Source organism: Streptomyces sp. S4.7, assembly GCF_010384365.1.
In the GTDB taxonomy this organism is placed as follows: Bacteria; Actinomycetota; Actinomycetes; order Streptomycetales; family Streptomycetaceae; genus Streptomyces.
Genome location: NZ_CP048397.1, coordinates 7,442,716 through 7,467,246, shown reverse-complemented (window position 1 = coordinate 7,467,246; position 24,531 = coordinate 7,442,716). Strand labels below are relative to the sequence as shown.

At 71.6% G+C, this 24,531-nt stretch carries 20 protein-coding genes and 2 pseudogenes; 8 read left to right on the top strand and 14 right to left on the bottom strand.

All coding sequences use genetic code 11. The features are described 5' to 3' along the window. Nucleotides 1-30: 30 nt before the first annotated feature. The 6 genes from SSPS47_RS32825 to SSPS47_RS32800 are packed head-to-tail and all read right to left on the bottom strand — an operon-like array spanning nt 31 to nt 10,049. A complete protein-coding gene (locus tag SSPS47_RS32825; protein ID WP_164254067.1) occupies nt 31-4,605 on the bottom strand; it encodes a condensation domain-containing protein in 4,575 nt (1,524 codons plus the stop codon). Between the two features lie 16 nt (nt 4,606-4,621). Further along, nucleotides 4,622-6,490, bottom strand: a complete 1,869-nt coding sequence (locus SSPS47_RS32820) for a non-ribosomal peptide synthetase (RefSeq protein ID WP_164254066.1) — start codon at nt 6,488-6,490, stop codon at nt 4,622-4,624. An 11-nt stretch (nt 6,491-6,501) separates the two neighbouring features. Beyond that, nucleotides 6,502-7,575, bottom strand: coding sequence for an HAD-IIIC family phosphatase (locus tag SSPS47_RS32815; protein ID WP_164254065.1), 1,074 nt, complete (start codon nt 7,573-7,575; stop codon nt 6,502-6,504). Beyond that, nucleotides 7,572-8,732 (bottom strand): acyl-CoA dehydrogenase family protein, encoded by a 1,161-nt coding sequence (locus SSPS47_RS32810; protein WP_164254064.1) that lies wholly within the window; start codon nt 8,730-8,732, stop codon nt 7,572-7,574. The genes SSPS47_RS32815 and SSPS47_RS32810 overlap by 4 nt, the downstream gene beginning before the upstream one ends. After that, entirely contained in the window at nt 8,716-8,997 is a 282-nt protein-coding gene (locus SSPS47_RS32805; RefSeq protein WP_164254063.1) for an acyl carrier protein, read from the bottom strand. The genes SSPS47_RS32810 and SSPS47_RS32805 overlap by 17 nt, the downstream gene beginning before the upstream one ends. Beyond that, entirely contained in the window at nt 8,994-10,049 is a 1,056-nt protein-coding gene (locus SSPS47_RS32800; RefSeq protein ID WP_239065158.1) for a 3-oxoacyl-ACP synthase, read from the bottom strand. The genes SSPS47_RS32805 and SSPS47_RS32800 overlap by 4 nt, the downstream gene beginning before the upstream one ends. 134 nt (nt 10,050-10,183) lie before the next feature. On the opposite strand from SSPS47_RS32800, the gene SSPS47_RS32795 reads away from it, so the two are divergent. Continuing rightward, nucleotides 10,184-11,017: a M23 family metallopeptidase gene (locus SSPS47_RS32795; protein WP_164254062.1), complete on the top strand. Its 834-nt coding sequence runs from the start codon at nt 10,184-10,186 to the stop codon at nt 11,015-11,017. A 451-nt stretch (nt 11,018-11,468) separates the two neighbouring features. Here the strand turns inward: SSPS47_RS32795 and SSPS47_RS32790 are convergent. After that, nucleotides 11,469-11,858: pseudogene (locus tag SSPS47_RS32790) on the bottom strand (helix-turn-helix transcriptional regulator); the annotation flags it as partial. A gap of 199 nt (nt 11,859-12,057) precedes the next feature. Here SSPS47_RS32790 and SSPS47_RS32785 point away from each other — a divergent pair. After that, the gene (locus SSPS47_RS32785) at nt 12,058-13,035 is read left to right on the top strand and encodes an SDR family oxidoreductase (RefSeq protein WP_164254061.1); all 978 of its coding nucleotides are present in this window, start codon (nt 12,058-12,060) and stop codon (nt 13,033-13,035) included. A 55-nt stretch (nt 13,036-13,090) separates the two neighbouring features. Here the strand turns inward: SSPS47_RS32785 and SSPS47_RS32780 are convergent, their stop codons facing one another. From SSPS47_RS32780 to SSPS47_RS32770, 3 genes are all read right to left on the bottom strand, one after another. Next, nucleotides 13,091-13,648 carry a dihydrofolate reductase family protein gene (locus SSPS47_RS32780; RefSeq protein WP_164254060.1) on the bottom strand — a complete coding sequence of 186 codons (558 nt, stop codon included), beginning with the start codon at nt 13,646-13,648 and terminating at the stop codon, nt 13,091-13,093. 179 nt (nt 13,649-13,827) lie between these two features. After that, nucleotides 13,828-14,382, bottom strand: coding sequence for a M23 family metallopeptidase (locus SSPS47_RS36105; protein ID WP_164254059.1), 555 nt, complete (start codon nt 14,380-14,382; stop codon nt 13,828-13,830). Between the two features lie 139 nt (nt 14,383-14,521). Continuing rightward, entirely contained in the window at nt 14,522-15,100 is a 579-nt protein-coding gene (locus tag SSPS47_RS32770; RefSeq protein ID WP_164254058.1) for a dihydrofolate reductase family protein, read from the bottom strand. 233 nt (nt 15,101-15,333) lie between these two features. Here SSPS47_RS32770 and SSPS47_RS32765 point away from each other — a divergent pair, with 233 nt between their 5' ends. The 4 genes from SSPS47_RS32765 to SSPS47_RS32750 all read left to right on the top strand — a co-directional run bounded on the left by SSPS47_RS32765 (nt 15,334) and on the right by SSPS47_RS32750 (nt 19,759). Further along, nucleotides 15,334-16,389, top strand: coding sequence for an alpha-L-fucosidase (locus tag SSPS47_RS32765; RefSeq protein ID WP_164254057.1), 1,056 nt, complete (start codon nt 15,334-15,336; stop codon nt 16,387-16,389). A gap of 661 nt (nt 16,390-17,050) precedes the next feature. Beyond that, nucleotides 17,051-17,797 (top strand): IPT/TIG domain-containing protein, encoded by a 747-nt coding sequence (locus SSPS47_RS32760; RefSeq protein ID WP_164254056.1) that lies wholly within the window; start codon nt 17,051-17,053, stop codon nt 17,795-17,797. A 220-nt stretch (nt 17,798-18,017) separates the two neighbouring features. Beyond that, nucleotides 18,018-19,034 carry an IPT/TIG domain-containing protein gene (locus SSPS47_RS32755; RefSeq protein ID WP_164254055.1) on the top strand — a complete coding sequence of 339 codons (1,017 nt, stop codon included), beginning with the start codon at nt 18,018-18,020 and terminating at the stop codon, nt 19,032-19,034. 215 nt (nt 19,035-19,249) lie between these two features. After that, nucleotides 19,250-19,759, top strand: coding sequence for an Ig-like domain-containing protein (locus SSPS47_RS32750; protein WP_164254054.1), 510 nt, complete (start codon nt 19,250-19,252; stop codon nt 19,757-19,759). A gap of 224 nt (nt 19,760-19,983) precedes the next feature. Here the strand turns inward: SSPS47_RS32750 and SSPS47_RS32745 are convergent, their stop codons facing one another. Continuing rightward, entirely contained in the window at nt 19,984-20,913 is a 930-nt protein-coding gene (locus tag SSPS47_RS32745; RefSeq protein WP_164254053.1) for a M56 family metallopeptidase, read from the bottom strand. Nucleotides 20,914-20,916: 3 nt separating this feature from the next. Then, nucleotides 20,917-21,351, bottom strand: a complete 435-nt coding sequence (locus SSPS47_RS32740) for a BlaI/MecI/CopY family transcriptional regulator (RefSeq protein ID WP_164254052.1) — start codon at nt 21,349-21,351, stop codon at nt 20,917-20,919. A 191-nt stretch (nt 21,352-21,542) separates the two neighbouring features. Between SSPS47_RS32740 and SSPS47_RS32735 the strand changes: the two genes are divergently transcribed. Continuing rightward, complete coding sequence (locus tag SSPS47_RS32735; protein ID WP_147874593.1) at nt 21,543-22,124, top strand: TerD family protein; 582 nt, start codon at nt 21,543-21,545, stop codon at nt 22,122-22,124. Between the two features lie 51 nt (nt 22,125-22,175). Then, complete coding sequence (locus SSPS47_RS32730) at nt 22,176-22,349, top strand: hypothetical protein (protein WP_164247441.1); 174 nt, start codon at nt 22,176-22,178, stop codon at nt 22,347-22,349. 22 nt (nt 22,350-22,371) lie between these two features. Here SSPS47_RS32730 and SSPS47_RS32725 read toward each other — a convergent pair whose 3' ends face one another. Together SSPS47_RS32725 and SSPS47_RS32720 are read right to left on the bottom strand one after the other, a co-directional pair. Next, the gene (locus tag SSPS47_RS32725) at nt 22,372-23,280 is read right to left on the bottom strand and encodes a class I SAM-dependent methyltransferase (protein ID WP_203557988.1); all 909 of its coding nucleotides are present in this window, start codon (nt 23,278-23,280) and stop codon (nt 22,372-22,374) included. A 149-nt stretch (nt 23,281-23,429) separates the two neighbouring features. Then, nucleotides 23,430-24,515, bottom strand: a pseudogene (locus SSPS47_RS32720) (NAD(P)-dependent alcohol dehydrogenase); the annotation flags it as partial. Nucleotides 24,516-24,531: the final 16 nt, after the last annotated feature.

The following is a 24,531-nucleotide window of genomic DNA, read 5'->3' as shown; positions in this document are numbered from 1 at the left end:
TTCCTTCCCGTTCGGTGCACGCTCGCGCTGTCATTCGGCGGACGCGGCCGCGGCGCGCGCCAGGGTGACGAAGTCGTCGGCCAGGGCAAGCACCGTCGCCTCGTCGAACAATTCCGTGCGGTAGTCGACGGCGATCCAGTGGTCGGCGACGATCCAGTGCAGGTCGGGGGCGGGGCCGTCGGCCGCGCCCCCGACACCTCGGAGGTCCGCGGTGATGTCGAAGGGCAGCGGCGCCCCCGGCAGCGGCCCGGCCTCCGCTTCGGCGGACAACCGGGCGATCCGGCCGGTGAGTTCCGTGAGCGAGGGCTCGTCGGTCACGTCGATCCGCAGGGGCAGCGGAGCCGTGTGCGGCCGGACGAGGCCGAGCACCAGTTCGTCGGACTCGGCGCGCTCGGTCAGCAGGGTGACCAGTACGGCCAGCAGGCCCGCGTCGTCGAGGGCCGGGGCGAGGGAGTCGGGGAGTGGCACCTCGTGACGGGCCGTCGTACCGTTGCCGCCGCCCTGGGGGCGCGGCCGGTCGGTGGGCAGCTCGAACGGGCGCAGACCGGCCCCGGCGTCCGTCTCCTGCCCGGCCGGCCTGCCGGGCAGCGCGGAGAGCGGGAGACCGGTGTCCCCGGTCGCCGCCCACAGGAGGTCGACCCAGGAGCCCGTGATCGCCGCGATCGTGTCCCGGTCGAACAGGTGGGTGCTGTACTCCACCACCACGTCCAGGTCGTCGGCTCCGGCGCGCTCCCCGACCACCACCGAGATGTCGAACTTGGACGTCCCCGGGGGGAGACCGGGGAACAGCGGTCCGCCCTCCTCGTCCACGGCCGGACCGAACAGGCTCTCGCCGAAGACGAAGTGCGGCGGCAGCGTCTGGTGGACGTACATGACGTCGAAGATCGGGTTACGGGCCGGGCCGCGCTCGGGGGCCACTTCGCGCACCACGGCGTCGAAGGGGATCTCCTGGTTCTCCAGTCCGTCGATCACGCCGGTGCGCACCTGGCGCAGCAGCGTACGGAAGTCCGGGTCCCCGGAGAGGTCCGAGCGCAGCGCGATGGTGTTGTTGAAGAAGCCGAGCAGGCCCCACAGTTCGGGACGGGTCCGGCCGATCGTGGGGGTCCCGACCACGATGTCCCGCTGGTCCGCCCACCGGGACAGGGTCATCGTGAGCCCGGTGAGCAGCAGTGTGAAGAGCGTGGCGGACTCCTCCACACCGACCTTGCGGAGCCGGTCGACCAGCTCGGGCGGGATGGTCAGGCCGTGGGCGGCGCCGGCGAAGTCCATCCGCGCGGCGCGCGGGCGGTCGGTGGGAAGCTGAAGCACCGGGGGGTCGGTGAGCCGTTCCTTCCAGTAGCGCAGCTGGCCGTCGAGCAGCCCGTGCTCCATCAGCTCGCGCTGCCAGTGCGCGTAGTCGCGGTACTGCACGGGCAGCGGCTCCGGGCGGTGCTCCCGCCCTTCGCAGCGTGCCTGGTAGAACTCCATCAGCTCGCGCATGAGGATCTGCGGCGCCCATCCGTCGTTCACCGCGTGGTGGGTCAGCCAGCAGAAGAGGTGGTCTTCGGGGGCGAGGCGGATCAGGGTGACGCGGACCAGCGGGTCCCGTTCCACGTCGAGGGACCGCTCGGACTCGACACGGATGATCTCGCGGGCGGTGCGCTCCGCGTCGGTCCTGCCCGTCAGGTCCTCGTAGCGGAAGAAGTCGCCGAGTTCGGGCCGGACGGCGAGCCGTGCGCGGCCGTCGACGGAGACGAAGTTGGACCGCAGGACCTCGTGGCGCTTGGCCAGGTCCTCCCAGGCCAGCCGCATGGCTTCCGGGTCGATCGGACCACTGTGCCGGGAGGCGCCCGGGAGGTTGTAGAGGGTGGTGCCCGGATCGAGCTGGTGATGGAACCACATGCGCTCCTGCCCGTAGGACAGGACCAGGGCGTCGGTCCGCCGGATCGGCGGGAGTGCGGTGGTGTCCTCGCCGGGTGCGGCCCGCTGGGGTCCGGGAGACAGGTCCGGGGCCGAGGGCGGCGTCAGATCGGCCTGTACGGCGGAGGCCAGATCGGCGACGGCGGGGTGGTCGTAGACGTCGATCATGCGCAGGCTGACGCCGTATTGCTGCTCGACGCGCTTGAGGAGGAGCAGGGCGATGATGGAGTTGCCGCCGATGGCGAAGTAGTCGTCGTCGGGGGCGACGGTCTCCGCGTAGAGCAGTTCGGCCAGGGTCTCACGCAGCCAGGGCAGTACCTCGGCCGCGGAGTCCGGGCCGTCGGACGGCTCGGGTGCGGTGGCCGTCGCGGACGGCTCGGGTGCGGTGGCGGCGGTGCGCGGCTGGAGCACGGCCGGCGGCTCGGCAACGGCCGGGACCGGCGCCGGCGCCGCGTCCGCGGGCTCCGCCGGGAGAATCGGGGCCGGGGCCGGCGGTTCCCCGGCGGGTTTCCGTACGGCCGGGGCCGGGGGGGTCACCGCGGTGTCCGGCGGCGTGGCGGCGGGCGCCGTGAACATCTCGCCGGCCCTCCGCGCCCAGCAGGGGACGCCCCGGAACGGCGGTCCCGGCAGCGGTACACGGCGTCCCACCGGGCTCAGCGCGGCCCAGTCCGGGTCGTGCCCCAGTTCGTAGAGCCGCGCCAGCGCGCCGAGCACACCGTCGGTCCCGGGTCCCGCGGTGAGCACATGGGCGCCGGGACGGCCGGCCAGGTGGTCCGCGAGGAGGTCGCTCAGCTCCCCGCTGCTGCCCAGTTCGACGAACACGACGGGTCCGAGGGCCAGTTGTTCGTCGGCGGCGGCCCGCAGGCGGTCCGGGTCCACGGGCGAGACGGTGACGTCGCCGCTCGCGAGATCCCTGATGTCCTCGTCGGTGAGCGTGCCGCTCAGATGGCGGACCGCGTAGCGGGAGAATCCGGAGCTGATCAGTCCGTGCGGTGCGATCCCGGCCCGGACGAACTCGGCGTGGGCGGCCAACTGTCCGCGCACGGCGTCGGCGTGGGCGTGGGCGGCCGGGAGCCGCAGGGTCTCGGGAAGCGGCGCGGGCACACCGGTCGCGGCCGGTGGCCGCGCGTCACCGGAGAGCAGGAGGACGACGCGGGGCCGGGCGGGCGGTTCGGACGCCGGGTCGAGTCGGCCCCAGGTGACCGCGGCGGCCAGCCCGGTGGCGAGGTGCCGCGTCCCGTCGGCCACCACGCCCACACGGAAGGGGTGGTGCTCCCGGCCCGTGTTCAGGGTCCGGGCGATGTCCTCGAACGGGAGCGGGCTGGTGCGCAGTTCCACCGAGAGCCGCTCGCACAGCGCGTACAGATCGGCTTCGGTACGGCCGGACACACCGACCACCCGCGGTGCCCCGTCCGACGGGGCGGCGGCGGGGAGCGCGGGCGGTTCCTCGACCACGCAGTGGGCGTTGACACCCCCGAGGCTGAAGGAGCTGACGCCCGCCCGCCGTACGCCCTCGGTCCGCCACGGCCGCAGTGAGGTCACCACCTCCAGCTCGGCCCCGATGAGGTCGACCTCCGCCGCGGCCTGCCGGAAGTGCAGGGACGGGTACAGCTCTGCGTGCCGCACGCTGAGAATCGCCTTGACCAGCCCGGCGATGCCGGCCGCGTGGTCGAGGTGGCCGAGGTTGGTCTTCAGGGAGCCGATCGCGAGCGGCCTGCGCTTCCCCTGCCTGGCGAGCGCCAGTCCCTCCACCTCGACGGCGTCGCCCAGCCGGGTGCCGGAGCCGTGCGCCTCCAGGTATCCGGCAGTCCCGATGTCGAGTCCGGCCCGGTCCCAGGCCCGTGCGATGACGTCGGCCTGCGCGCGGGCACTGGGTGTGGCGATGGTGGCGGAGTGACGTCCGTTGTGCGCGGTGGCGGTGCCACGGATCACCGCGTGCACGAACGCGCCCTCGTCCAGGGCTCTTTCAAGGGTGGTGAGCAGCAGCACCGCGCCGCCCTCCCCCGCGCCCGCGCCGTCCGCCGCCTCGTCGAAGGCACGGGAGCGGGCGGTCGGCGAGGCGATGCCGGGGAAGTCGTCGGCCGCTGCCGCCGGGGCGATGAAGTGACGCAGGCTCACGCCGCCGACCACGGCGTAGTCCGCCTCGCCGTCCCTGAGTTCACGGCAGCCCTGGTGTACGGCCACAAGCGATCCGTTGCACCCGGTGTCCACGCCGTAGCAGGGGCCGGTCAGGGCGAAGAGGTGGGAGATACGGGCCGGCAGGGCGAAGGGCATGTTGCCCATGAGACTGAGGGTGCCCGGCTCGCTCACGAACGGCAGATATCCGTTGCCGGGTGAGCTGAAGACCACCGCCGTCCGGCTGTCGCGCAGTGCGGCGGGGGTGTATCCGGCGTTCTCCAGGGCCTCCTGGGTGAGGTGCAGTGCCAGCCGGTGCTGGGGGTCGGTCACCTCCGCCTCGTACCGGGAGAGGCCGAACAGCTCGTGGTCGAAGAGGTCGATCCGGTCGACGTAGCCCATGTCCGGGTAGTCGAGCGACGCGTCGAGGCCGGTGGAGGCGACGCGTTCGGGGGGGATGGGCCGCACGGAGTCCCGGCCGGCGCGCAGGTTGGCGCGCAGCGTGGCCAGGTCGGCGGCCTCGGGCAGCCGTGTCGCGATGCCGATGACCGCGATGGCGGCCGTGGCGGCACCGGTTGTCTGCGCCTTCACGCGGAACACTCCTTCTTCACAGCTCGTAGGCGACCGGGACGGGACGGCGGACTGCCGGCGGGGCCTGTTCTCCGGTGTCGCCGCTGCCGCCCCCGACGCGCTCCCCGATGGCACGGGCCTGGGCGGCGATGGTGGTGAGGTCGAAGAGCTCTCCGGCGCGCACCGTTCCGGGCCACCGCTCCTCCAGTGCGCTGTACAGCTCCAGCACTTTGAGCGAATTGCCGCCGAGGCCGAAGAAGTTGTCGTCCGTGCCCGCGTCCGGGTGTCCCAGTACGTCGGCCCAGACGGTCCGCAGGACGCTCTGGAGGTGGCTCCAGCCGTCGTCGTCCCGTGGCCGGGGCGGGGGATCCCCGGCCACGGGTACGAGGGCGGCCAGCGCCGTGCGGTCCACCTTGCCGGTGGAGGTGAGCGGCATCCGGTCCGTCGGTACGAAGCTGGTCGGCAGTGCCTGTTCGACCAGGTGGAGCCGGCAGTGCCGGCGCAGTTCGCGGGGGTCCGGGTGCGTGTGCCCCGGCGCGGGGGTGAGGTAGGCGGTCAGGGTCGGCGCGTCGGTGAGGGATCCGGTGCACACCACGACGGCCTGGTCGACCGCCGGGTGCGCCTCGATCGCGGCCTCGACGTCTCCCAGTTCCACGCGGGCGCCGCGGATCTTCACCTGCTGGTCCGTGCGGCCGTGGTAGTGCAGCGCGCCGCTCTCGTCGCGGCGGGCGAGGTCGCCGGTGCGGTAGAGCCGGGCTCCGGCCGGACCGAACGGGGAGGCGATGAAGCGTTCTGCCGTGGCCCCGGGTGCGCGGGCGTAGCCGAGGGCGACGAAGGCACCGCCGATGTACAGCTCGCCCGTCTCCCCGTCCTCCACCTCGCGCAGATTGTCGTCCAGTACGTGGGCGGTGGCGCCGGGCCACGGGCGTCCGATGGGTACGCGCTCCGACGCCGGGTCGGGCCGGTCCTCCACCGTGCAGGAGACGACGGTCTCGGTGGGCCCGTACTCGTTGGCCAGCCTGGCGCCGGGGAGTTGGGCGCGATGGCTCGCGACCAGTTCGGGGGTGCAGACCTCACCGGCGACGACCACCACCCGCAGGGTGTCCGGAAGCCGGCCGGGGTCCGCCAGCAGCAGCCGGTAGTAGGAAGGCACGACGACGAGGTGGGTCGCTCGGTGCCGACGGGCCAGCAGGACGAACTCGGGTGCCAGTCGCAGTTCGCGCGCGGTGGGCAGCAGCACGGTGTGGCCGTGGGAGAACGACCAGAACATCCCGGCGAGCATGCCGTCGAAGGACAGGCGCATCGCCATGAGGAAGACCGACGAGTCGGTGCCGTAGACGCCGCCGCGCGGGCGCACGGAGTCGGCGAGCTGGCCGCGGCTCACCAGGACGCCCTTGGGCGGGCCGCTGGAGCCCGAGGTGTAGATGAGATAGGCGGGCGCGGTCTCCGCGACCGCGGGGGCCGGGTCCTCGGCGGCATGGGCGCCGGCCTCGGCCAGGGCGGCGAGGTCGAGGTCCTCGGCGGCGAGGAGGGGCGGTGTGTCCGGGAGGCGGGCCAGGTCGTGGTCGTCGCGGGTGCCGATGACCACGGCGCAGTCGGTGTCGTTGAGGAGGGCGCGCAGCCGGGCCACGGGCAGGTCCGGCTCCAGCGCGGCCCAGGCGGCTCCCACCCGCAGGGCGGCGAGCACGGCGACGACGGCGACGGCGCTCTGTTCGAGTCGGATGCACACGGTGCTGCCGGTACGGGCGCCCGCTCTCCGCAGCAGCCCGGCGAGACCGGCGGACGCGTCGGCGAGGTCGCGGTAGGTGAGCGACGTGTCGCCGATGACGAGGGCGGTGGCCAGGGGGGCCCGGGATGCCTGGGCGAGGAACGCCTCCAGCAGCGGCTTCGGCTGAGTGTCCGTCACTTCCGGCCTCCTCACGCGTTCCGGACGAGCAGACGGACATGGCCGCCGGGCTCCGGGTCCGGGTGGTCGGAGGGCACTTCGAGGACCATGGGTCCGGCGCCGCCGGAATGTGCGCCGACCGGATGCCCGCCGACCGGTGCGTATCCGGCGAAGCGCAGGGTGACCAGCATGTTGCGGTTCACGGCGGTCGGTACGAAGTGCGTCACCGGGCGGCGGCCCTCACTGCGGGCCTGCTGGATGAGGTGCGCCAGCATCACTGCGCTCGCGCCGCGGGAGGCGACCCGGCAGGACATCAGCATCAGCCGCAGCACCGACTCCGCCGGGGTGAGTTCCGTGACGGAGAGGCCGACGATGCCGTAGTCGCCGAAACGGTCCTGGAGCCGGGCCAGCCGGATCCGGTGGTCGGGCGAGGCGCTGAGCCGGCGCAGTTCGTCCTCGCTGTAGATCAGGCCGGTGCTGTTGAGCTGGTTGGTGCGTACCGTCAGTTCGCTGGCGCGCGCGAGATCGTCCTCGTCGGCGGGGGATATCTCCATGACGAGGCCGAGCGAGGCGAGGAACTCCCGCCGGTCGCCGCCGGACTCCTCCTCGGCCTGCCGGCGGCGCCACTCCGTACGGTAGAGCTGGCGCCGGCCCGCGGCCTCCGCCGTCACATGGACGGGGCTGAACTCGGGGCGTGCGGAGAGCTGTCCCGCGAGCTCGGCGGAGTAGCAGCGGACCATGGGCAGTTCGGCGTTGACCTGGGCGCGTTCGGCGGGGTCGTTGTCGATGAACGCGACGGTGTCCAGGCCGATGTTGAGCGTCTCGGCGATGCGGCGGACCTCGGCGGCCTTGTCTCCCCAGCCGATCCGCACGGCGCAGAACCAGTCGGCGAGACCGCAGGCGTCGAGGTGGGCGGTGGCCGCGTCGTGGTCACCGCGGCTGACGGCGGCGTGCAGGATGCCGCGGGCGTCCAGGGTGCTCAGCGCGGACGGGACGTGCGGGAAGGGCCGCGGATCGTCCCCTTCCAGTACGACGCCGTCCCACACGGTGTCGTCCAGGTCCCAGACCAGACACTTGACGGTCGGCCTGCCCCCCTGGGCGGTCACGCGACCGCTCCGAACCGGCGCAAGAGGTGTGCGGCTATGTGGGATTCGGCCACTTCCTGGGCTCCTTCGATGATCTCCATGACCTTGGCGTCCCGGTAGTGACGTCCGGCGCGGCTGTCCGGCGCGCATCCGGCGGCGCCGAGGATCTGGACGGCGTCGCTTCCGGCCTCGGCGCAGGCGGCGGCAGCGGCGTACTTCGCCATGATCGTCTCGGTGACGCCGCGCCCCGGCCCGCCGGCCCGCGCGCGGCCGGCCAGCGCGGCGAGTTCGCGCGCGGCGGCGGCCCGTACGGCGGTTCGGGCCAGCAGCGCGCCGACGGACTGGTGGCTGCCGAGGGGCGTGTCCCCCTGGACGCGGGTGGCGGCGTGCGCCGCGGCGTCGGCGACGCACGCCTCCGCCATGCCGACGCAGCCCCAGGCGACCGTGTAGCGGCCGTGGTCGAGCGCGGTCGCCGCGATGTGGGACAGACCGGCTCCCGGCGGCCCGATCCGGTGGTCCGAGGGCACCCGGACGGAGTCGAGCGTGACATGGGCGATCCCGGCCGCGCGCATGCCGAGCTGTCCCCGCACGGGCTCCCGGTGCACACCCGGACGGTCGGTCTCCACCAGTACGGTGGTGGGCCGGCCGGCGCAGCGGCCGAGTACCAGCAGGACGTCCGCGGACTGCCCGAACGTGATCCACTTCTTGCGGCCCGTCACGGTGAGGGTGGCACCGTCCCCGGACTCCTCGATCTCCGTCCGCACCTCGCCGAGCGCGCTGCCCGCACCGTCCTCGGTGGCCGCGAAGCCGGCTGTCAGGGTTCCGTCGGCCAACTGCGGCAGCCAGTGGGCACGTTGTTCGCGGGTCCCCCAGCGCAGCAGCGCGGCGGCGACCATCGACTGCACGGTGAGCAGACCGCGCAGGGCGCTGCACACCCCGCCCAGATGGGCGGCGACCTCGCCCAGTTGGTTGGGTGTCAGATCGGCTCCGCCGTAATGGGCGGGCAGGTCGGCGGCGAGCAGCCCCGTCCCCGCGACGCTCCGGAGCACGTCCGGCGGGACCTTGCCGTCCGCGTCCCACTCCCCCGCCGGTACGCGGGCCGTGGCGGCCAGTTCGGCGGCGGCCGTGACCAGGGCCGGGGTCCCGGTCACGTCCTCGGACTCAGTGATCGTCGGCATGGATCCGGGTGGGCTCGTCGCTGCCGGTCTTGCCGAGGACGAAGGCGGTGAGGCGGTGCGCGGTGCGGAAGCTGTCGAGGTCGAGGTCTTCCACCTCGACGGTCAGCGAGAACCGTTCCTCGACGTAGGTGACCAGCTCCAGCGCGAACAGCGAGTCGACCAGCCCGAGTGCGAAGTAGTCGTCGTCGGGACCGATGGGGCGGCGCAGCGCGTCGGTCAGGAAGCGGGTGATCTCCTCGATCGTCCGCTCGTGTTGATCAGTCATGCGAAGCTCCCTGGTCCGCTCTGCGGGCCGATCTCGACCAGTAGGACACTCCACGCCGCCACCGGACTCACGTTGATGAGTACGGCCAGGTCTCCTTCGGCCAACTCCTTGCGGTTCAGGGCGGTGGAGAGGTTCAGGAAGGTGTCGTTGGGGCCCAGGTGTCCGAGGCCGCGCAGGTTCTCCCGGCAGGAGGGCAGCAAGGTGACGTCCAGGATCTCCTCGGTGAACGCCATGCCGCCGGCCGAGAGGTTCTGACTGACGTGGCCCGCGATGTCGGACGGGGTGAGCCCGTTGCGCGCCAGCAGACCTGCCACCAGCTCGGCGAGGCGCTGTCTGCTCTCCATGGCCAGCCGGAAGGAGTACCCGGGGAGGTCCGTGCACTCCTCGCGCCACTGCGCGGTGGGCCGGTCGCGGTACTCCAGGCCGAAGAGGTTCCAGTAGCGGCCGTTGGTGTACTGCGCGAGGTCGAGGATGCGGACCGGCGCCGCGGCGTGGGGGCGCCCGAGCAGCAGCGCCAGGCCGCTGTCACCGTTGACGGTCACCGGGTGCCGGTAGCGGTGCTCACCGGCGGGTTTGCTGCCGTGGACGACGAGTACGGGGCCGAGCCCGGGGTCGGCGGCGAGCAGGCCGCGCGCCGCCAGCAGGGCCGGGGTGGAGGAGACACAGCCGAGGCCGCCGACCGAGAAGGTGAGCGCCGTCTCGGCGCCCAGCGCGTGCTGGAGTCTGGTGGCCTCCGAGCTGATCAGGGTCTCGGGGGCGCGCGGCTCGACCAGGATCAGCGCGCCGAGGGCGGCGGCCGGCACACCGGCCGACTCCAGCGCGGCGCTCGCCGCCCGCTCGGCCAGTTCGGCGGCGGTGAGGCCGTCGGCCACCGCCACGGTGTCGATGCCCAGCCGCAGGCAGGTGAGACGGTCCGCGTCGGCCAGGCCCGCCAGTTCGGGCAGCTCTGCGACGGACCGGGTGCGGTCCGGAAGGTGCAGGCCGACGGCGTCGATCGCGACTGCCGGCGTACTCGTGCGCAACGTGCCCTCGGCGCCCATGCGCGCTCCCACCGTGTCGAGGCTCGGTCGTCGGAGACACTAAAACCGTTCTACGTGATTGCGCAAGTACGTAACAACTAATGATAGTCGCGCCCAAATCTGGAATGCTGGGGTCCTGTCACACAGCTCATCTCGTGAAAGGCGCGATGTTGCAGACTCTCTGGAAGCGCCACGGTCTCGTGGTGGCCGCGGGCGCCGTGTGCATCCTCGTCAACGCACAGGGCGTGGGGCCGTTGTGGTTCACCGGGGTCGCCCTGCTGGTCATCGGCGTGCTCATGCGCCGGGCCATGACCCTCGGACAACGGCCGCCCCGCGAGGAGGCCCCGCCGCTGGCCCTCGCGATCCCGGTGACCGGCCGCTGGATGGCACGCAACGGGCCAGCGACCAAGGTGCCGAGCCACACCCACAACCTGGCGCAGACCTACGCCATCGACCTCGCCCGCCGCCCGGCGCCGGAGCCCGTGTGGCTGTGGCCGGTGGCCCTGCGCCCCGAGTCCTACCCGTCGTTCGGTGAGCCGGTGTCCGCCCCTGCGGCAGCCCGTGTCGTGGCCGTCTCGGACTCACAGCGGGACCACCTCTCACGGACCTCGCTGGGCGGCCTGTTCTACGTGCTCGCCGAGACCTTCATCCGATCCCTCGGCGCGCCCCGCCACCTGCTGGGCAACCACATCATCCTCGACCTGGGCGACGGGGCGTACGCGGTCTTCGCGCACCTGCGGCGCCACTCGTCGAAGGTAGCCGTGGGCGACCGGGTGACGGAAGGCCAGACGCTGGCCGAATGCGGCAACTCGGGAAACTCCTCGGAACCGCACGTGCACTTCCAGCTCATGGACAGCCCTGACATCACGTCCGCCCGCGGCCGGCGCTTCACCTGGCGGTACCGCGACGACGACGGCAAGGAGCACGAGGGCGCACCGGCCGACAACACCTGCTTCACCCCGGCCGTACCGGTCCTTCCGGACGACCACCCGGCGCCGTGACCCGACTCGAACGGCGAACCGCGACGCCCGCGCCCGCATCCCGCGCGGGCGTCCGCCGCCGTTGAGCGCCGACCGGTACAGTCTGTCCTCATAAATTCCAGGGGGGACACATGGCCGTTGACATGTCGGTACAGCTGAGACATGTCATGACGTGGCGGGAGATATCCGACGGACTGAAGATTCAGATGCGGCACCGTCCGGCCGGACGGTGGTGCTACCGCGCCCTGTGGGGGCTGGGCACGTTGCTCGGCCTGGTGACCGTGGCCGGCCTGCTGACCGGAGGAACCGCCGGCCTCGGGATGTGGCCGTTCCTCCTGATCGTCTGCGTCCTCCTCGTAGCCGTCCGCTGGCTGACGGCTCCGGCCCCGCTCGCCTATGCCCGACATCTGGGCGAACACCGCGTGACGGTCGACGAGGACGGGATCAGTGCCGTTACCGAGCGGCACACGGATCGGACCGACTCGCCGAGTTCGGTGACGATCTCGGCGGGGGTGTCGGTGAGCCGGTCGAAGATGCGGAGCAGGCCGGGACCGATGTGCTCGCTGGCCGGGCCCCTCGCGGGCGGGTTGTGCCCGGCGAGGCGGAACAGATGGTCGCCTTCGTCGAGGGACAGACGCAGACGCTGCGCGATCGAGGCGATCATCTGCTCGGACGGGTGAGGTCCGCGCTCCCGCTCCAGCCGGCTGTAGTAGTCGGCGGAGATGTGGCAGAGCCTGGCGACTTCCTCGCGGCGCAGACCGGCGGTTCTGCGCCGCTGCCCGCGCGGGAGGCCGGCGTCCTCGGGCTGGAGTGACTCCCGGCGGCGGCGCAGGAACCCGGCCAGGCCCACTCGGTCGATCACGGCTGCTCCCTCCTCCCTGGTTCCGGTGCCGTCCCATCCTGCCACCGCGGCCGGACGGCTGCCTCGGACCGCTGATCCCCCCTTACGGCTGTGAACGGGCCGGATCCGGTCCGCCTGGGATCGAGAGGCCGTGGATAACTCCCGTGGGCCGGGCGCAACATGAGAAGGCAGCCACTTACGGCGACACGAGGAGCAGCAGATGGCACGCACACAACCGGACATCACCGTTCCCGACCTCTCGGGAAAGCTCGCCGTTGTCACCGGTGCCAGCGACGGGGTCGGACTGGGCCTGGCGGCCCGCCTGGCCGCCGCCGGAGCCGAGGTCGTCCTGCCCGTCCGCAACCCTCGCAAGGGTGAGGCGGCGGTCACGAGGATCAAGCAGCGGCACCCGGAAGCGGCCCTGTCGCTGAGGGACCTCGACCTGTCGTCGCTGGACTCGGTCGCCGCGCTCGGAGCCACGCTGCGCGGCGAGAACCGTCCGATACACATCCTCATCAACAACGCCGGCGTGATGACTCCACCGGACCGGCAGACCACCGCCGACGGGTTCGAGCTGCAGTTCGGCACCAACCACCTGGGGCACTTCGCTCTCGTCGCCCACCTGCTGCCGCTGCTGCGCGCGGGACACGCCCGCGTGACCTCGCAGATCAGCATCAGCGCGAACGAGAACGCCATCAACTGGGACGACCTGAACTGGGAACGGTCCTACAACGGCCGCCGCGCGTACAGCCAGTCCAAGATCGCGTCCGGCCTGTTCGGGCTCGAACTGGACCGGCGCAGCCGGGCCGGAGACTGGGGGATCACCAGCAACCTCGCCCACCCCGGCATCGCCCCCACCAGTCTGCTGGCCGCGCGCCCCGAGGTCGGCCGGGCACGGGACACCGCGAGCGTGCGCGTCATCCGCGCCCTCTCCCGCAGCCGCGTTCTCGTCGGAACGGTCGAGACGGCACAGCTCCCGGCCCTGCTGGCCGCGACTTCTCCGGACGCACGCGGCGCCCGTCTGTACGGCCCCAGCGGTCTCGGGAACTTCTCGGGCGCGCCCGCCGAACAGGCCCTCTACTCCCGGCTTCTCGGAGAGGACGAGGCAGAACGCGTCTGGCGGCTCTCCGAGAAGCTCACCCACACCTCTTTCCCGGCCGACGGGTCCGCCCGGCCCGGGCCGGGGATCGACGGGTGACAGTCATCCACCGCGCTGATGCCGTGGCCCGCCGCCGGACACGTCCGCCCGCGGCTCAGCGGGTCCGATAGCGCGCGTAGATCAGTCCGCTGTCGAAGGCGCGCTTGTCGACCAGTTCGAGACCGAGGCGCACGCCGTCGGGGAAGAAGCGCTTGCCGCCGCCGACCACGCTCGTGGTGATGAACAGGTGGTACTCGTCGACCAGGCCGGCGGCGATCGCCTGTGCCGCGAGGTTCGGGCCGTCGACGGTGAGGTCGTGATCGGCCTCGGCCTTGAGTCTGCGCACCGCGTCAGGGTCGAAGGTCCGCTCGATCCTGGTCTTCGCGCTGGACACCGCCTCCAGCGTCGTGGAGTACACGACCTTCTCCGCGGCCTGCCAGTCGCGGGCGTACTGGAGGATGTGCGGCGGCTGGTCGGGCTCCTTGTGCGCGGTCTCCCAGCAGACCATCGTCTCGTACATCCGCCGGCCGTAGAGGTAGGTACCGACGGGGCGGAAGAGGTCGTTGACGAAGGTGTGCACCTCCTGGTCCTCCGCCCCGGTACCGAGGTCGCCCTGCGCCGCCTCGGCGTAGCCGTCGAGCGAGGTGATCATCGAGTAGATGAGCTGTGCCATGCGTCTCCTCCGGGTACGGGCGCGGCGTTCTGCCGGCGGCCCTGCGGGCTATGACCTCCGTACGCCCCGGAACTCGTCGCCCGACCGGCGGCGGGCGGCTCATGCGCCCGGGGTCCCGGGCACATGAGTCAGTGGCCCCCGGTAGGCCCGCCGGACCGCCGAGGTCGCGACTGTGGAGATCAGGCCCGGGTGTTGACGCTCACCGGCGCGGTTCCGGTGTAGGGCGTCCAGCCCTGGAGCGTGGCCGGAACGCCGACTCGGGTGTTGCAGTCGATGACCTGGAAATGCAGGTGCGGCGCGGTGGACGCTCCCGTGCTGCCCGACCAGCCGATGATCCTGCCCTGGGGGACCCAGTCACCGGTGTTGTAGATCGCTTTGTTCAGGTGCGCGTAGTGGGTGCACTGGCCGTTGGAGTGCCGGATGATGACCTCGATGCCGTTCTGCCAGTACGCCGACCAGTCCGACACCAGAACCGTGCCTCCCTGCGCGGCGGACACCTCGTAGTTCGCCGGCAGGCCGAAGTCCCAGGCGTATTCGTTGTACGGCCCGGTGTGCGAGTACGTTCCCTCCGGCCCCTGTGTCACGGTGTACGCCTCACCCGCGGGATAGGGGACTTCGTAGGAGTCGTCGACAGCCGCGGCAGAACCGGCTCCGAGCAGGTTCACCCCCAACGCGATCAGCGCGGCGCTCGCGGCGGCCACCAGCCGGTGCGGAACTCCTCTCGTGTTGAGCACTTCGTGTCTCCCGTTCAGGTGCTGGATGCAGATCCAATGACCTTGTCATCAACTTGCCCGAACGCGAGGGAAGTCGGAAGTGGCAAGAATTCGCCCCAACCGATGGCCGGGCCGTCGGCCGGCGCGCGGGCCGTCCGGCTCACGCGTGCAGGGTGGGCCGGTAGACGACCTCTTGGATGTGGTCGTCGAGCGTCCGGTGCTCGATCAGTTCGAGGTCGAAGTCGGCCGCGCCCCGGAAGACCGGGTCCAGCCCGGTCCGACCGGTGATCACGGGGAAGATCGTCGCCTGGACGCGGTCGACCAGGCCGGCGGCCAGCAGCGCCCGGTTCATCGACAGGCTGCCGTGCGAGCGCAACGGCACCAGGGACTCCTCCTTGAGCCGCGCGACGACATCGACGGCGTCCCCGTCCACGACGTTCGCGTCCGGCCAGTCGAGGGGCCCTTCCAGGGTGGTCGACACCACCGTCGCCGGCAGGCTCCTCCTCCGGGTGACCCATGGGTCTCGTACCTCGGAGTCCTCGGTGCTCTCGGCCAGCATCCGCGCGAACAGCCGGTACGTGCCGGCCCCGAAGACCATCCGCTGCTCCTCGCCGTACAGGGCGAGGCGGTGGTCGAGGAGTTCGGGGCCCTGCTTGCCCCAGTAGCCGGTCCAGTCACCGCCCGCGGCGCCGTAGCCGTCGAGGCTGGAGAAGACGTCGAATGTATAGACGGCGGACATGGCGCTCTCCTTCGGGTGCGGTGATCGCGTACGGGGAACATGACTGCGAACGACGGGAAACCCATCCTCCGTGGACTCCTGGAGCCCGGCCACCCCGGAGGCGCACGGTGAGCGCGGTGCCCAATCGCACGGGGCATAGGGTGAAGGACCGTGGAAGACATCAAGGATGATCTCGGACGTGTCATACATGGCCGGGCCACACGGCGGGCCGCGCGGGGCGCGGAGGTGACCCGATGACTCCGCAGGCCAGCCGCGGGGGTCTCGACCGGTACCGCGACGACCGGTTCGGCATGTTCGTCCATTGGGGCCTGTACTCGATGATCGGCCGCGGCGAGTGGGAGCAGGTCCTCGCCCGGATTCCGGCGGCCGAGTACGCGCCACTGGCCGGACTGTTCAATCCCGCCGCTTTCGACGCGAGAGAACTCGTGGCCCTCGCCGAGGCGGCGGGCCAGCGCTACCTCACCATCACCAGCCGCCATCACGACGGCTTCTCCATGTACGACACCGAGCTGTCCGACTTCAAGATCACCCGCTCCCCGTTCCGGCGCGACCCGATCGCCGAACTCGCCGACGCCTGCCGGGAATCCGGCAGCGTCAAGCTGGGCCTCTACGTCTCGCTCGTGGACTGGCACCACCCCGGCTACCTCGACACCTCCGGCTGGGAGGACTATCTCGCCTTCCTCTTCGGGCAGGTCGAGGAGTTGTGCACGCGGTACGGAGACGTCGCGCAGATCTGGTTCGACGGCGACTGGCCGAACTCCCCCGTGCCGGGAGAACACCCCGGCTGGTTCACCACCGACCAGCCGTGGCACTACCCCGAGCTCTACGACCTCGTCCACCGCCTCCAGCCGGACGCCGTACTCCTCAACAACCGCAAGGACGGCCTCCAGCCCGGCGAGGACGTCCAGGGCTTCGAGAACGATCTTCCCGGGGAGAACACCTCGGGCCTCAACCCCGGCCCGACCCTCGCCGTACCCCGTGAGACCTGCCTGACGATGAATCGCAGCTGGGGCCACGTACCCCACGACACGGCGTACAAGGAACCGGACCGGCTGATCGCCACGTTGCTGGACTGTGTGGCCGCCGACTCCAACCTGCTGCTGAATGTCGGCCCCACCCAGTCCGGCGACGTACCCGCCCCGGCGCGGGAGCGGCTGCGCGAGATCGGCCGTTGGCTGGCGCTGCACGGTGACGCCGTGTACGGCGCGGGGCCGGGCCCGGAGCCCGGGAGCGTCCGCACCCGGGACGGGCGGGTCCTGGCCCCGTCCGCCCTGCTGCCCCGGATCTGACAGCGCGTCGGCCACCCCGCCAACAGCCGACACGGGCCGTGTGGTTGAGACACACCCGTGGGAACGGCGTAGAACGGGATGAGGCGCGCACACTACTCCGATCGGGCGATATGACGACCTAACACTTGTGGCATATGCCGATATCCTGCGTTACTGGACCTATTCCAACCGATGGGCAGCCCGTATCGCTCGGGGCGCGTGGTCCCGGAGCGGCTGTCACCCTTCACACGTGAGGGGGGTGCAGGTACGCCGGGGTCGCGATGGGCACCTCGAGTGGGTTGGATCGCCAGTCGGTGCCGCTCGCGCGGTGCCGACTGGTTTGCTCTGTGCCGGCCGGTGGAGGTCGACGGTGCACGCCGGTGGTACACAGGCGTCCCGGGTTCGGTCGTCAGAATGTCATGAATGACACCTTGTCAGGGATGGCTCCCGGTGAGGTACTTGAGACAGCGAACCGGTGGGCCGCCCATCCCAGACCGGGGATCACGGTAAAGGGCGGCGCCTGCCGGTTCTTCCTCTGTGTGCCTACGAGGGAACTCCGGTGACCAGGCGGCTCGATTCAGCCGTCCGTCCTCCCGTGAGGGTCTTCCGCGAAGGGCGGCCCGGCGGTCCCCAGACTTCGCTGCGTCCTCAGTCCCACGTCCTGTCAGCGAGGAGTCTCTCCATGCCAATTTCTCCGAACCAGGGATCCACCGGCGGTGGCACGCCCGTGACGATCACCGGTACGAACCTGTCCGGCACCACCGCCGTCACCTTCGGCACGAAGCCGGCCACCGGCGTCACCAACGTCTCACCCACCCAGGTCACGGCCGTGTCGCCCTCGGGCGCCGGCAGCGTCGGGGTGACCATCACCACCCCGGGTGGCACGAGCAACCCGATCCCGTTCTTCTACGTCGGTGCTCCGTTCAAGTCCTCACTCGGGCCGACGTCCGGCCCCCTGGCGGGCGGCAACACGGTAACGATCAACGGTGTCGGGCTCGCGACGGCCACCAGCGTGTCGTTCGGCGCCAACAGCGCCACGCCGACGGTCGTCTCCGACACCCAGCTCACCGTCGCCGTGCCGGCGGGCGCGGCAGCGGGCCCCGTCGGAGTGAGCGTGACCACCGCGGGCGGAACGAACAACGGTCTGTCCTACACCTACGTGGACGTTCCCACCTTCACCGCCGTCACGCCCACCTCCGGGCCGACGTCCGGCGGTACCGGTGTGACCATCACCGGGACCGACCTCGGCACCACCGAGTCGGTGACCTTCGACGGCAACCCCGCACCGTTCACCCTGGTGAACTCCACCACGATCTTGGCGGTGACGCCGCCCGGCGCCGCCGGCGCGGTCGATGTGGTGGTGACCAACCCGGCCGGCTCCGACACGGCCGCCGGCGCGTTCACCTACGTGGCGCCTCCGGGTATCTGACCGCCGTCCCCGCTGCCGCCCGGCCCTCACCGGGCGGCAGCCTACCTCGACCACCGCTTCCCGAGCGGTGGTTCCCGCCCTCTCCGCCGGCGGCCGCGTGGACCCCGGCGGGCGGAGGCCCTCATCCGCCGATGCCTCGGGCGCGGCGGTTCTCCCGCGGCCCGGACCGGACATCCGCGTCGCCCCTGGGCTTCGCCCAGGCTGCCATAGGAGCATCCTCATGCCGCCCACGATCAGCACCCTCAATCCCTCGCAAGGGCCCACCACCGGGGGTACCACCGTCACCCTCACCGGTACCGGGATGACGGGGTCCACCGCCGTACGGTTCGGCAGTACCAACGCGACCTCCTTCACCGTGAACTCGGCCAGTCAGATCACGACTGTGAGCCCGCCCCGCGCCGCGGGTGCGGCGGCGGTGATCGTCGTCCATCCGACCGGCAACAGCAACTCCGTGACATTCACCTATGTCGTGGCGACGGTGCCGGTCGTCACGAGTGTGGCGCCGAGCAGCGGCCCGACGGGGGGCGGCACGAGCGTGACCCTCACGGGAACCGGGTTCACCGGGGCCACCGCGGTCACCTTCGCGGGAGTACCGGCGACATCCTTCGTCGTGAACTCGTCAACCCAGATCACCGCCGTGACACCCGCGGGAAGTGCCGGGGCCGCGGTGGTGGCCGTCACGACATCGGGGGGCACCAGCGCCCCGGACGCCTTCTTCTTCTACGCCGTCGCGCCCGTCCTCAACAGCGCCGCCCCCGCCCAGAGTCCGACGGCCGGTGGCGTGGTGGTCACACTGACCGGGAGCAATCTGCTCAACGCCAGTGCCGTACGGTTCGGGGTCACCAACGCCACCTCCTTCACGGTGGTCTCGGCGACCCAGATCACGGCCACCGCCCCGCCGGGGACGGGGAGTTCACCGATCACGGTGATCACCCCGGGCGGCACGAGCAACCCCGTCGCCTTCACCTATGTCAACGTGCCCACCCTGACCGCGCTGGTACCCAGCAGCGGTCCGACGAGCGCGGGCACCGTGGTCACCCTCATCGGCACGAATCTGGCCTCGGCCTCGGCCGTCACCTTCGGCGCCGCGGCCGTCCCGTTCACCGTCGTGTCGGACACACAGGTCGCGGCCGTCGCACCCGCGGGGGCGGCAGGTCCGGTCACCGTGACCGTCACCACGTCGGGCGGCACCAGCCCCGGCCTGACCTACACCCGGGTCGCCGCGCCCGGCATCTGACAACCCGGCCGACAGGGAAAGGAGCCGCCGCACGCACCTCGTACGGCCCTGTGGACCAATCCACCACTCGGTTGCCGATCATCATTTGAAGATACTGATCCAACCAGGCTAGTTGTGGGCACCGCCTCCCCGGATGGCAAGAGAGAGCGCCATAGCGTGAGGCTCCACGGCGCCCGCGCCCCGCGGGCCCGGCGACAGAACAAGGAGCCGAACCGGTGCACATCACACCACGCAGAGGAAGACTCGTCATCGCCACAGCCCTGGCCGCCGTGCTGGGGCTGGCCTCGCCGGCCTGGGCCGTACCGTCGAGCACCACGGTGACGGCCATTCCGCAGTCCGCGCAGGTGGGCGCCTCGGTGCAACTGGCGGCCACTGTCGACTGTCCCGCCGACCCCACCGGCGGACTCGGCGTGACGTTCTTCGACGGCAGCGACCTGCTCGACACCGTGCCCGTCAACGCCAACGGCCAGGCGACCTACAACACCACGTTCAGCACGGTCGGCTCACACACCATCACCGCCGCCTACAACGGCAACTCGGAGTGCGACGCCTCCAACAACACCACGACCGTCCAGGTGACGTCCGCCCCGACGCCGCCCGGGAACCCCGGCTTCTGTCTCCTCGCCTGCGGCGGACTGATCAACTTCTCCACCGGTGACATCAACAACACCGTCAACATCAACAAGAACAAGTACGGGAACCAGCACCACGGGCGGCCGCACTAGGCGCACCGCACGGGCAGGTGGGTGACAGGTGCCGCCTCACCGGCCGGACCTGTCGCACCCGGTCGGCCCTCGTCGGGGCGAGCGTGCGCGAGTTCGGCCTCCGGACATCGCGATGCGGCTTCTTTCCCCGGTGAGTTCGTGCGGGCTCCTGGAGGAAGCCCGGGCTCCGGCCTCGGACGACAAAAGCCAGTCCGGACGACGGGGGCCGGTCCGGACGACCGGTCCTACAGCGGTGTCGCCGCTTCGAGCACGAGAAAGAGCGCGATCGCGGCATTGAGGGCGGACAGCGCGGACAGCGCCGTACCCGCCGCGGCGACATAGGCCGCGACACCGGTCGGGGTGAGCGCCGGCGGCCAGCGGCGGTCCGGCGGTACGGGACCGAGCAGCGCGGCCACCCTGCGCGGGACCGGTCCGGCGGCGAACGCGGGCAGGGGCGGCGCGGAGGCGCGCCGGGAGACGAGTGCGGCCTTGCCCACGGCACGGGCGGCCGCGCGCCGGTCGCCCGTCACGCGGGCCGCCTCCTCGTCCGCCCAGCGCTCCGTGCTGTAGGTGACGGCGGACATCAGCGGACGCAGCAACGGGTTCGCGCAGCCCGCCAGCCGGACCGCGAGCAGCAGGCGGTGGTGGCGGTCCGCGAGGTGCGCGCGCTCGTGCGCGAGCAGGGCCTCACGCTCCGCCGGATCGAGGCAGGCCAGCATGCCGGTGGACACCACGATCCGGCCCGGAGCACCGGGCAGGGCGTAGGCGTACGGGGACAGATCACGCAGGACCGCGACCTCGGACCGGTCCGGACCGGAGTCGAGCGTGCGGTGCGCGAGCGCGTGGAAGCGGCGGTGCCGCACCACGACGCAGACACATGCCGTCGCCACCATGAGCAGGGCGAGGATGGCCGCCTTGCCGAAGAACTGGTCGTGCGGCACGGCCTCGCGCACCTCCGGGTCGGACCAGCCGTCGGGCAGCGGGTTGCCGGGCAGTTGTGCGGTGCCGACGACCACCAGCAGCCCCAGGCACAGTGTGCTGCACGAGGCGAGGATCACCGCGACGGCCGTCAGCAGGCGGGCGGTACGGCGTGGGTGCAGATGCCGCTCGGCCAGGCGCGCGATGGGCAGCGCGGTCAGTGGAAGCACCAGAGGCAGGAAGACGAAGACGCCCATGGATCATTCGTCCGGTTCGGCGGTCGGTGCGGTGGGCGAGCCGGTCCCGGCGTCGTTCAGCAAGGACCGCAGAAGGTCCTCGTCGTCGGAGGAGAGAGCGGATACGAAGCTGGAGAGAACGGCGTCGCGGTTGTCCTGCCGGTCGAGCAGCCGCCTCATGCTCAGTGCCGTGAGATCGGCCTCGTCCACCGCGACCGACTGCCACAGGACGGGCCGTCCGGGGCCGGTGCGGGTCACGGCCTTCTTCTCGTGCAGACGGGTCAGGATCGTGATGACCGTGCTGTACGAGAGGTCCTCCCCCAGTCGTCGCTGGACCCAGCCGACGGGCACCGGTGCGGTTGCGTCCCCGAGCGCCGACAGCACCAGCGCTTCGAGCTCCCCCTGCCCCCGCCTCCGGGCGCGCGGCGACTGCCCGTGATCATCCCGCTCTCCGGCCACGATGTGATCCCCTTCCCCCTCCGGCTGCCGCACAACGGCCTCGGGCGCCGAGCCCCCAGGTCCGCGCGACGCTCCACTCTCGCCGATCGCGGCGGATCCCGCAGCATCCAATCTCTACAGTGTTGTAGATTCCGGGGAGCGGCACGGAGCCCCCGGACGGCCACCGTCACCCACAGAGAGCGGAATGAATCATGAGTGTCAATCTTTCCAAGGGCCAGCAGATCAGCCTCACCAAGTCCGGCGGCGGTGAACTCACCGTCGTACGGATGGGACTCGGCTGGAAGTCCGCGCCCCGCAAGGGCTTCTTCGCCCGTATGACCGCCCGTGAGATCGACCTGGACGCGTCGGCCGTCCTCTTCGCCGGGCAGGAGGCGCAGGACGTCGTCTTCTTCCAGCACCTGAACAGCGACGACGGTTCGGTGCGGCACACCGGCGACAACCGGGTGGGCGGCGCCGGCCAGGGCGGGGACGACGAGTCGATCGTCGTCGACCTGCAACGCGTGCCCGTACACGTCGACCAGATCGTGTTCACCGTCAACTCGTTCACCGGCCAGACGTTCGAAGAGGTCGACAACGCCTTCTGCCGCCTGGTCGACGAGACCACCGGGCAGGAGCTGGCGCGCTACACCCTGACCGGGGGCGGGCGGCACACGGCGCAGATCATGGCCAAGGTGCGGCGCTCCGGAGGCGGTTGGCAGATGACGGCCATCGGCGCCCCTGCCGACGGCCGCACCTTCCAGGACCTGATGCCTGCCGTCGCCTCACACCTCTGACGCGGCTCCCGGCGCGAGGAGACACGGGGGAGCACCACGACTCGGGACGGTATGGACGGATCACCACGGCTCCGGGACGAGGACAGAGCCGACTTCGCGACGGCTCTGGACGACGTCGTCGCATCGGCCGAGATACAGCGGCGGCTGGAGGGGTCCGGCCACACCGGGCCCGACTTCGGGAGTTCCGGGCCCACCGGGCCCGATCTGCCCACCCCGCGCGGCTGATTCCACGGACGCGGACGCGGCCTCACGGCCGGGGCTTGTTCGCGAACACCCACCGGTTGCCCGCCAGCGCGTCGTTGTCCTCGGGCAACGGGCCGCGTCCGTGCTCGCGGGTGAAGTCGAAGGGGGTCCGGACCGAAGTGGACCAGCCCTTGCCCGCCAGACCACCGGCGGAGTCGGGGCGCGGCTCCCTGTCGAACAGGTCGAGCAGGTCGATACCGATCTGCCGCGTCGTCGAGGTGTAGAGAGGGCTGTCGCGGTACTCCAGCAGGTCCTTGTCGAGCTTGACCTCGAACGCCAGAGCGCTCCCTCCCGCGCTCAGCCGGTCGACCGTGTCGATGAGATACGTCTCGGCCGCGTTGGGCAGGTAGAACAGCAGCCCCTCGGCCAGCCAGACGGTCGGTGCGGCCGTGTCGAAGCCGGCGTCGGCCAGCGCTCCTACCCAGTCGTCGCACAGATCGACCGGGACGGGGACGCGCGCCGCCCTCGGGGTGGCCGACAGTCCGTCGAGCACCCTGTGCTTGAACTCCAGCACGCCTTCCCTGTCGATCTCGAAGATCACACATCCGTCGGGCCAGTCGAGCCGGTACGCCCGCGAATCCAACCCCGCCCCCAGCAGGACCACTTGACGGGCGGCGCTCGTGTGCACCGACCGGAGCAGGAAGTCGTCGAGGACCCTCGTACGCAGACCGAAGTAGCGGGCGAACCGCCCCCACAGCGGGTTCGTGTCCCCGTCCTCGACCTGTTGGATGCGGACCGGCCAGGCGGACGACGCCGGTGCGGCGAGCACGAAGTGCTCCGCGTAGACGTCCTGTGCCAGGGTGTCGTGACGGTGGGTCTCGATCGCCCGTGCCGCGGCGACCATGAGAGCCGTCAGACCGACACCTCCTTCCACGCCCTCCACACCGGTGTCCAGATGCGCTGTGCCGACCACATGTCCTCCCTTGGACGAGTTGGAACCACGAGGAGTGAGAAGTAACGCTGAGGAATCGAAGTGCTGCCGAGGGATCAGCGGTGGGCGCCCGACGCCACCGATCCGGGCGCCCCGCTCCCGGGCCGGAACCGGCCGGGCCCGGTTCCGTCGGGCAGCAGGACGGGTTTGATCACGCGGCCCGCGTCGCAGTCGCGTTCGGCCTCGTTGATGTCGGCGAGCGGGTACGTACGGATCAGCTCGTCGAAGGGGAACCGTCCGGCCTGCCAGAGCCGGGTCAGCCGCGGGATCAGCAGTCCCGGCACCGCGTCCCCCTCGCAGATGTGGGATATCTTCCTGCCCCGGTCCAGTGCCCCCGGTTCGATCGGCAGCGCGGCGTGGAGCCGTGCCACCAGACCGAGATGGCCGGTCGGGCGCAGGGCCCGGAGCGCGTCGTTGATCAGCCGGGCCGAGCCCGTGGTGTCCAGCGCGTACCGCGCGCCGCCGTCGGTCAGCCGCCGGATACGGCCGGGCAGGTCGGCCGACGCGGCGTGCAGCGGAACCGCGCCGAACCGTTCGGCGAGCGCCAGCCGTTCGGGGTGCCTGTCGACGGCGACGGTCACCGCTCCGGACGCGGCGGCCGCCATCACCGCGGCCAGGCCCACCGCTCCCGCGCCGAGGACCGCGACGGTGTCGCCGGGTCCGGCGCCGAAGGAGTTGAATACCGCTCCGGCGCCGGTGAGGAAGCCGCAGCCGAGTGGTCCGAGCAGTTCGACGGGGAGCGAGGGGTCCGTACGGACGGCGTTGCGGGCCGGCACCATCGCGTACTCGGCGAACGAGGACTGGCCGAACCACCGGGGGGCCAGCTCGCCCCCGGCCGCGTCGGTGAACCGCGCGGCGTGCTCCGTGCGCCCTCCGAAGAGGTTGAGCGAGGCGAAGGAGTCGCAGTAGGCGGGGGCCGCGCCCATACAGTTCCGGCAGTCTCCGCAGGAGTCGAAGCTCAGCACGACGTGGTCCCCGACGCTGAGACCGGTGTGCGGGCCGCCCGTCTCCGCCACGATCCCGGACCCCTCGTGGCCGAGCACCGCCGGCAGCGGTGAGCGGCCCGCCGAACCCCGGACCGCGAGATCGGTCCGGCACATCCCGCAGCCCGCGATCCTGACCAGGATCTCGCCGTCGGCCGGTCCCCTGTTCAGGATCACCTCCTCGACGGCGAACCGGCTCTCGTACGAGCGCAGCACCGCCGCGCCGAACCTCATCGTCATGTGCCGGACC

What these genes read in the sequence shown, in the direction of transcription:
- SSPS47_RS32810 (WP_164254064.1), bottom strand. Translation starts at nt 8,732, where the DNA reads ATGCCGACGATCACTGAGTCCGAGGACGTGACCGGGACCCCGGCCCTG.
- SSPS47_RS32805 (WP_164254063.1), bottom strand. Translation starts at nt 8,997, where the DNA reads ATGACTGATCAACACGAGCGGACGATCGAGGAGATCACCCGCTTCCTG.
- SSPS47_RS32730 (WP_164247441.1), top strand. Translation starts at nt 22,176, where the DNA reads ATGGACGGATCACCACGGCTCCGGGACGAGGACAGAGCCGACTTCGCG.
- SSPS47_RS32770 (WP_164254058.1), bottom strand. Translation starts at nt 15,100, where the DNA reads ATGTCCGCCGTCTATACATTCGACGTCTTCTCCAGCCTCGACGGCTAC.
- SSPS47_RS32755 (WP_164254055.1), top strand. Translation starts at nt 18,018, where the DNA reads ATGCCGCCCACGATCAGCACCCTCAATCCCTCGCAAGGGCCCACCACC.
- SSPS47_RS32760 (WP_164254056.1), top strand. Translation starts at nt 17,051, where the DNA reads ATGCCAATTTCTCCGAACCAGGGATCCACCGGCGGTGGCACGCCCGTG.
- SSPS47_RS32780 (WP_164254060.1), bottom strand. Translation starts at nt 13,648, where the DNA reads ATGGCACAGCTCATCTACTCGATGATCACCTCGCTCGACGGCTACGCC.
- SSPS47_RS32785 (WP_164254061.1), top strand. Translation starts at nt 12,058, where the DNA reads ATGGCACGCACACAACCGGACATCACCGTTCCCGACCTCTCGGGAAAG.
- SSPS47_RS32745 (WP_164254053.1), bottom strand. Translation starts at nt 20,913, where the DNA reads ATGGGCGTCTTCGTCTTCCTGCCTCTGGTGCTTCCACTGACCGCGCTG.
- SSPS47_RS32735 (WP_147874593.1), top strand. Translation starts at nt 21,543, where the DNA reads ATGAGTGTCAATCTTTCCAAGGGCCAGCAGATCAGCCTCACCAAGTCC.
- SSPS47_RS32765 (WP_164254057.1), top strand. Translation starts at nt 15,334, where the DNA reads ATGACTCCGCAGGCCAGCCGCGGGGGTCTCGACCGGTACCGCGACGAC.
- SSPS47_RS32795 (WP_164254062.1), top strand. Translation starts at nt 10,184, where the DNA reads ATGTTGCAGACTCTCTGGAAGCGCCACGGTCTCGTGGTGGCCGCGGGC.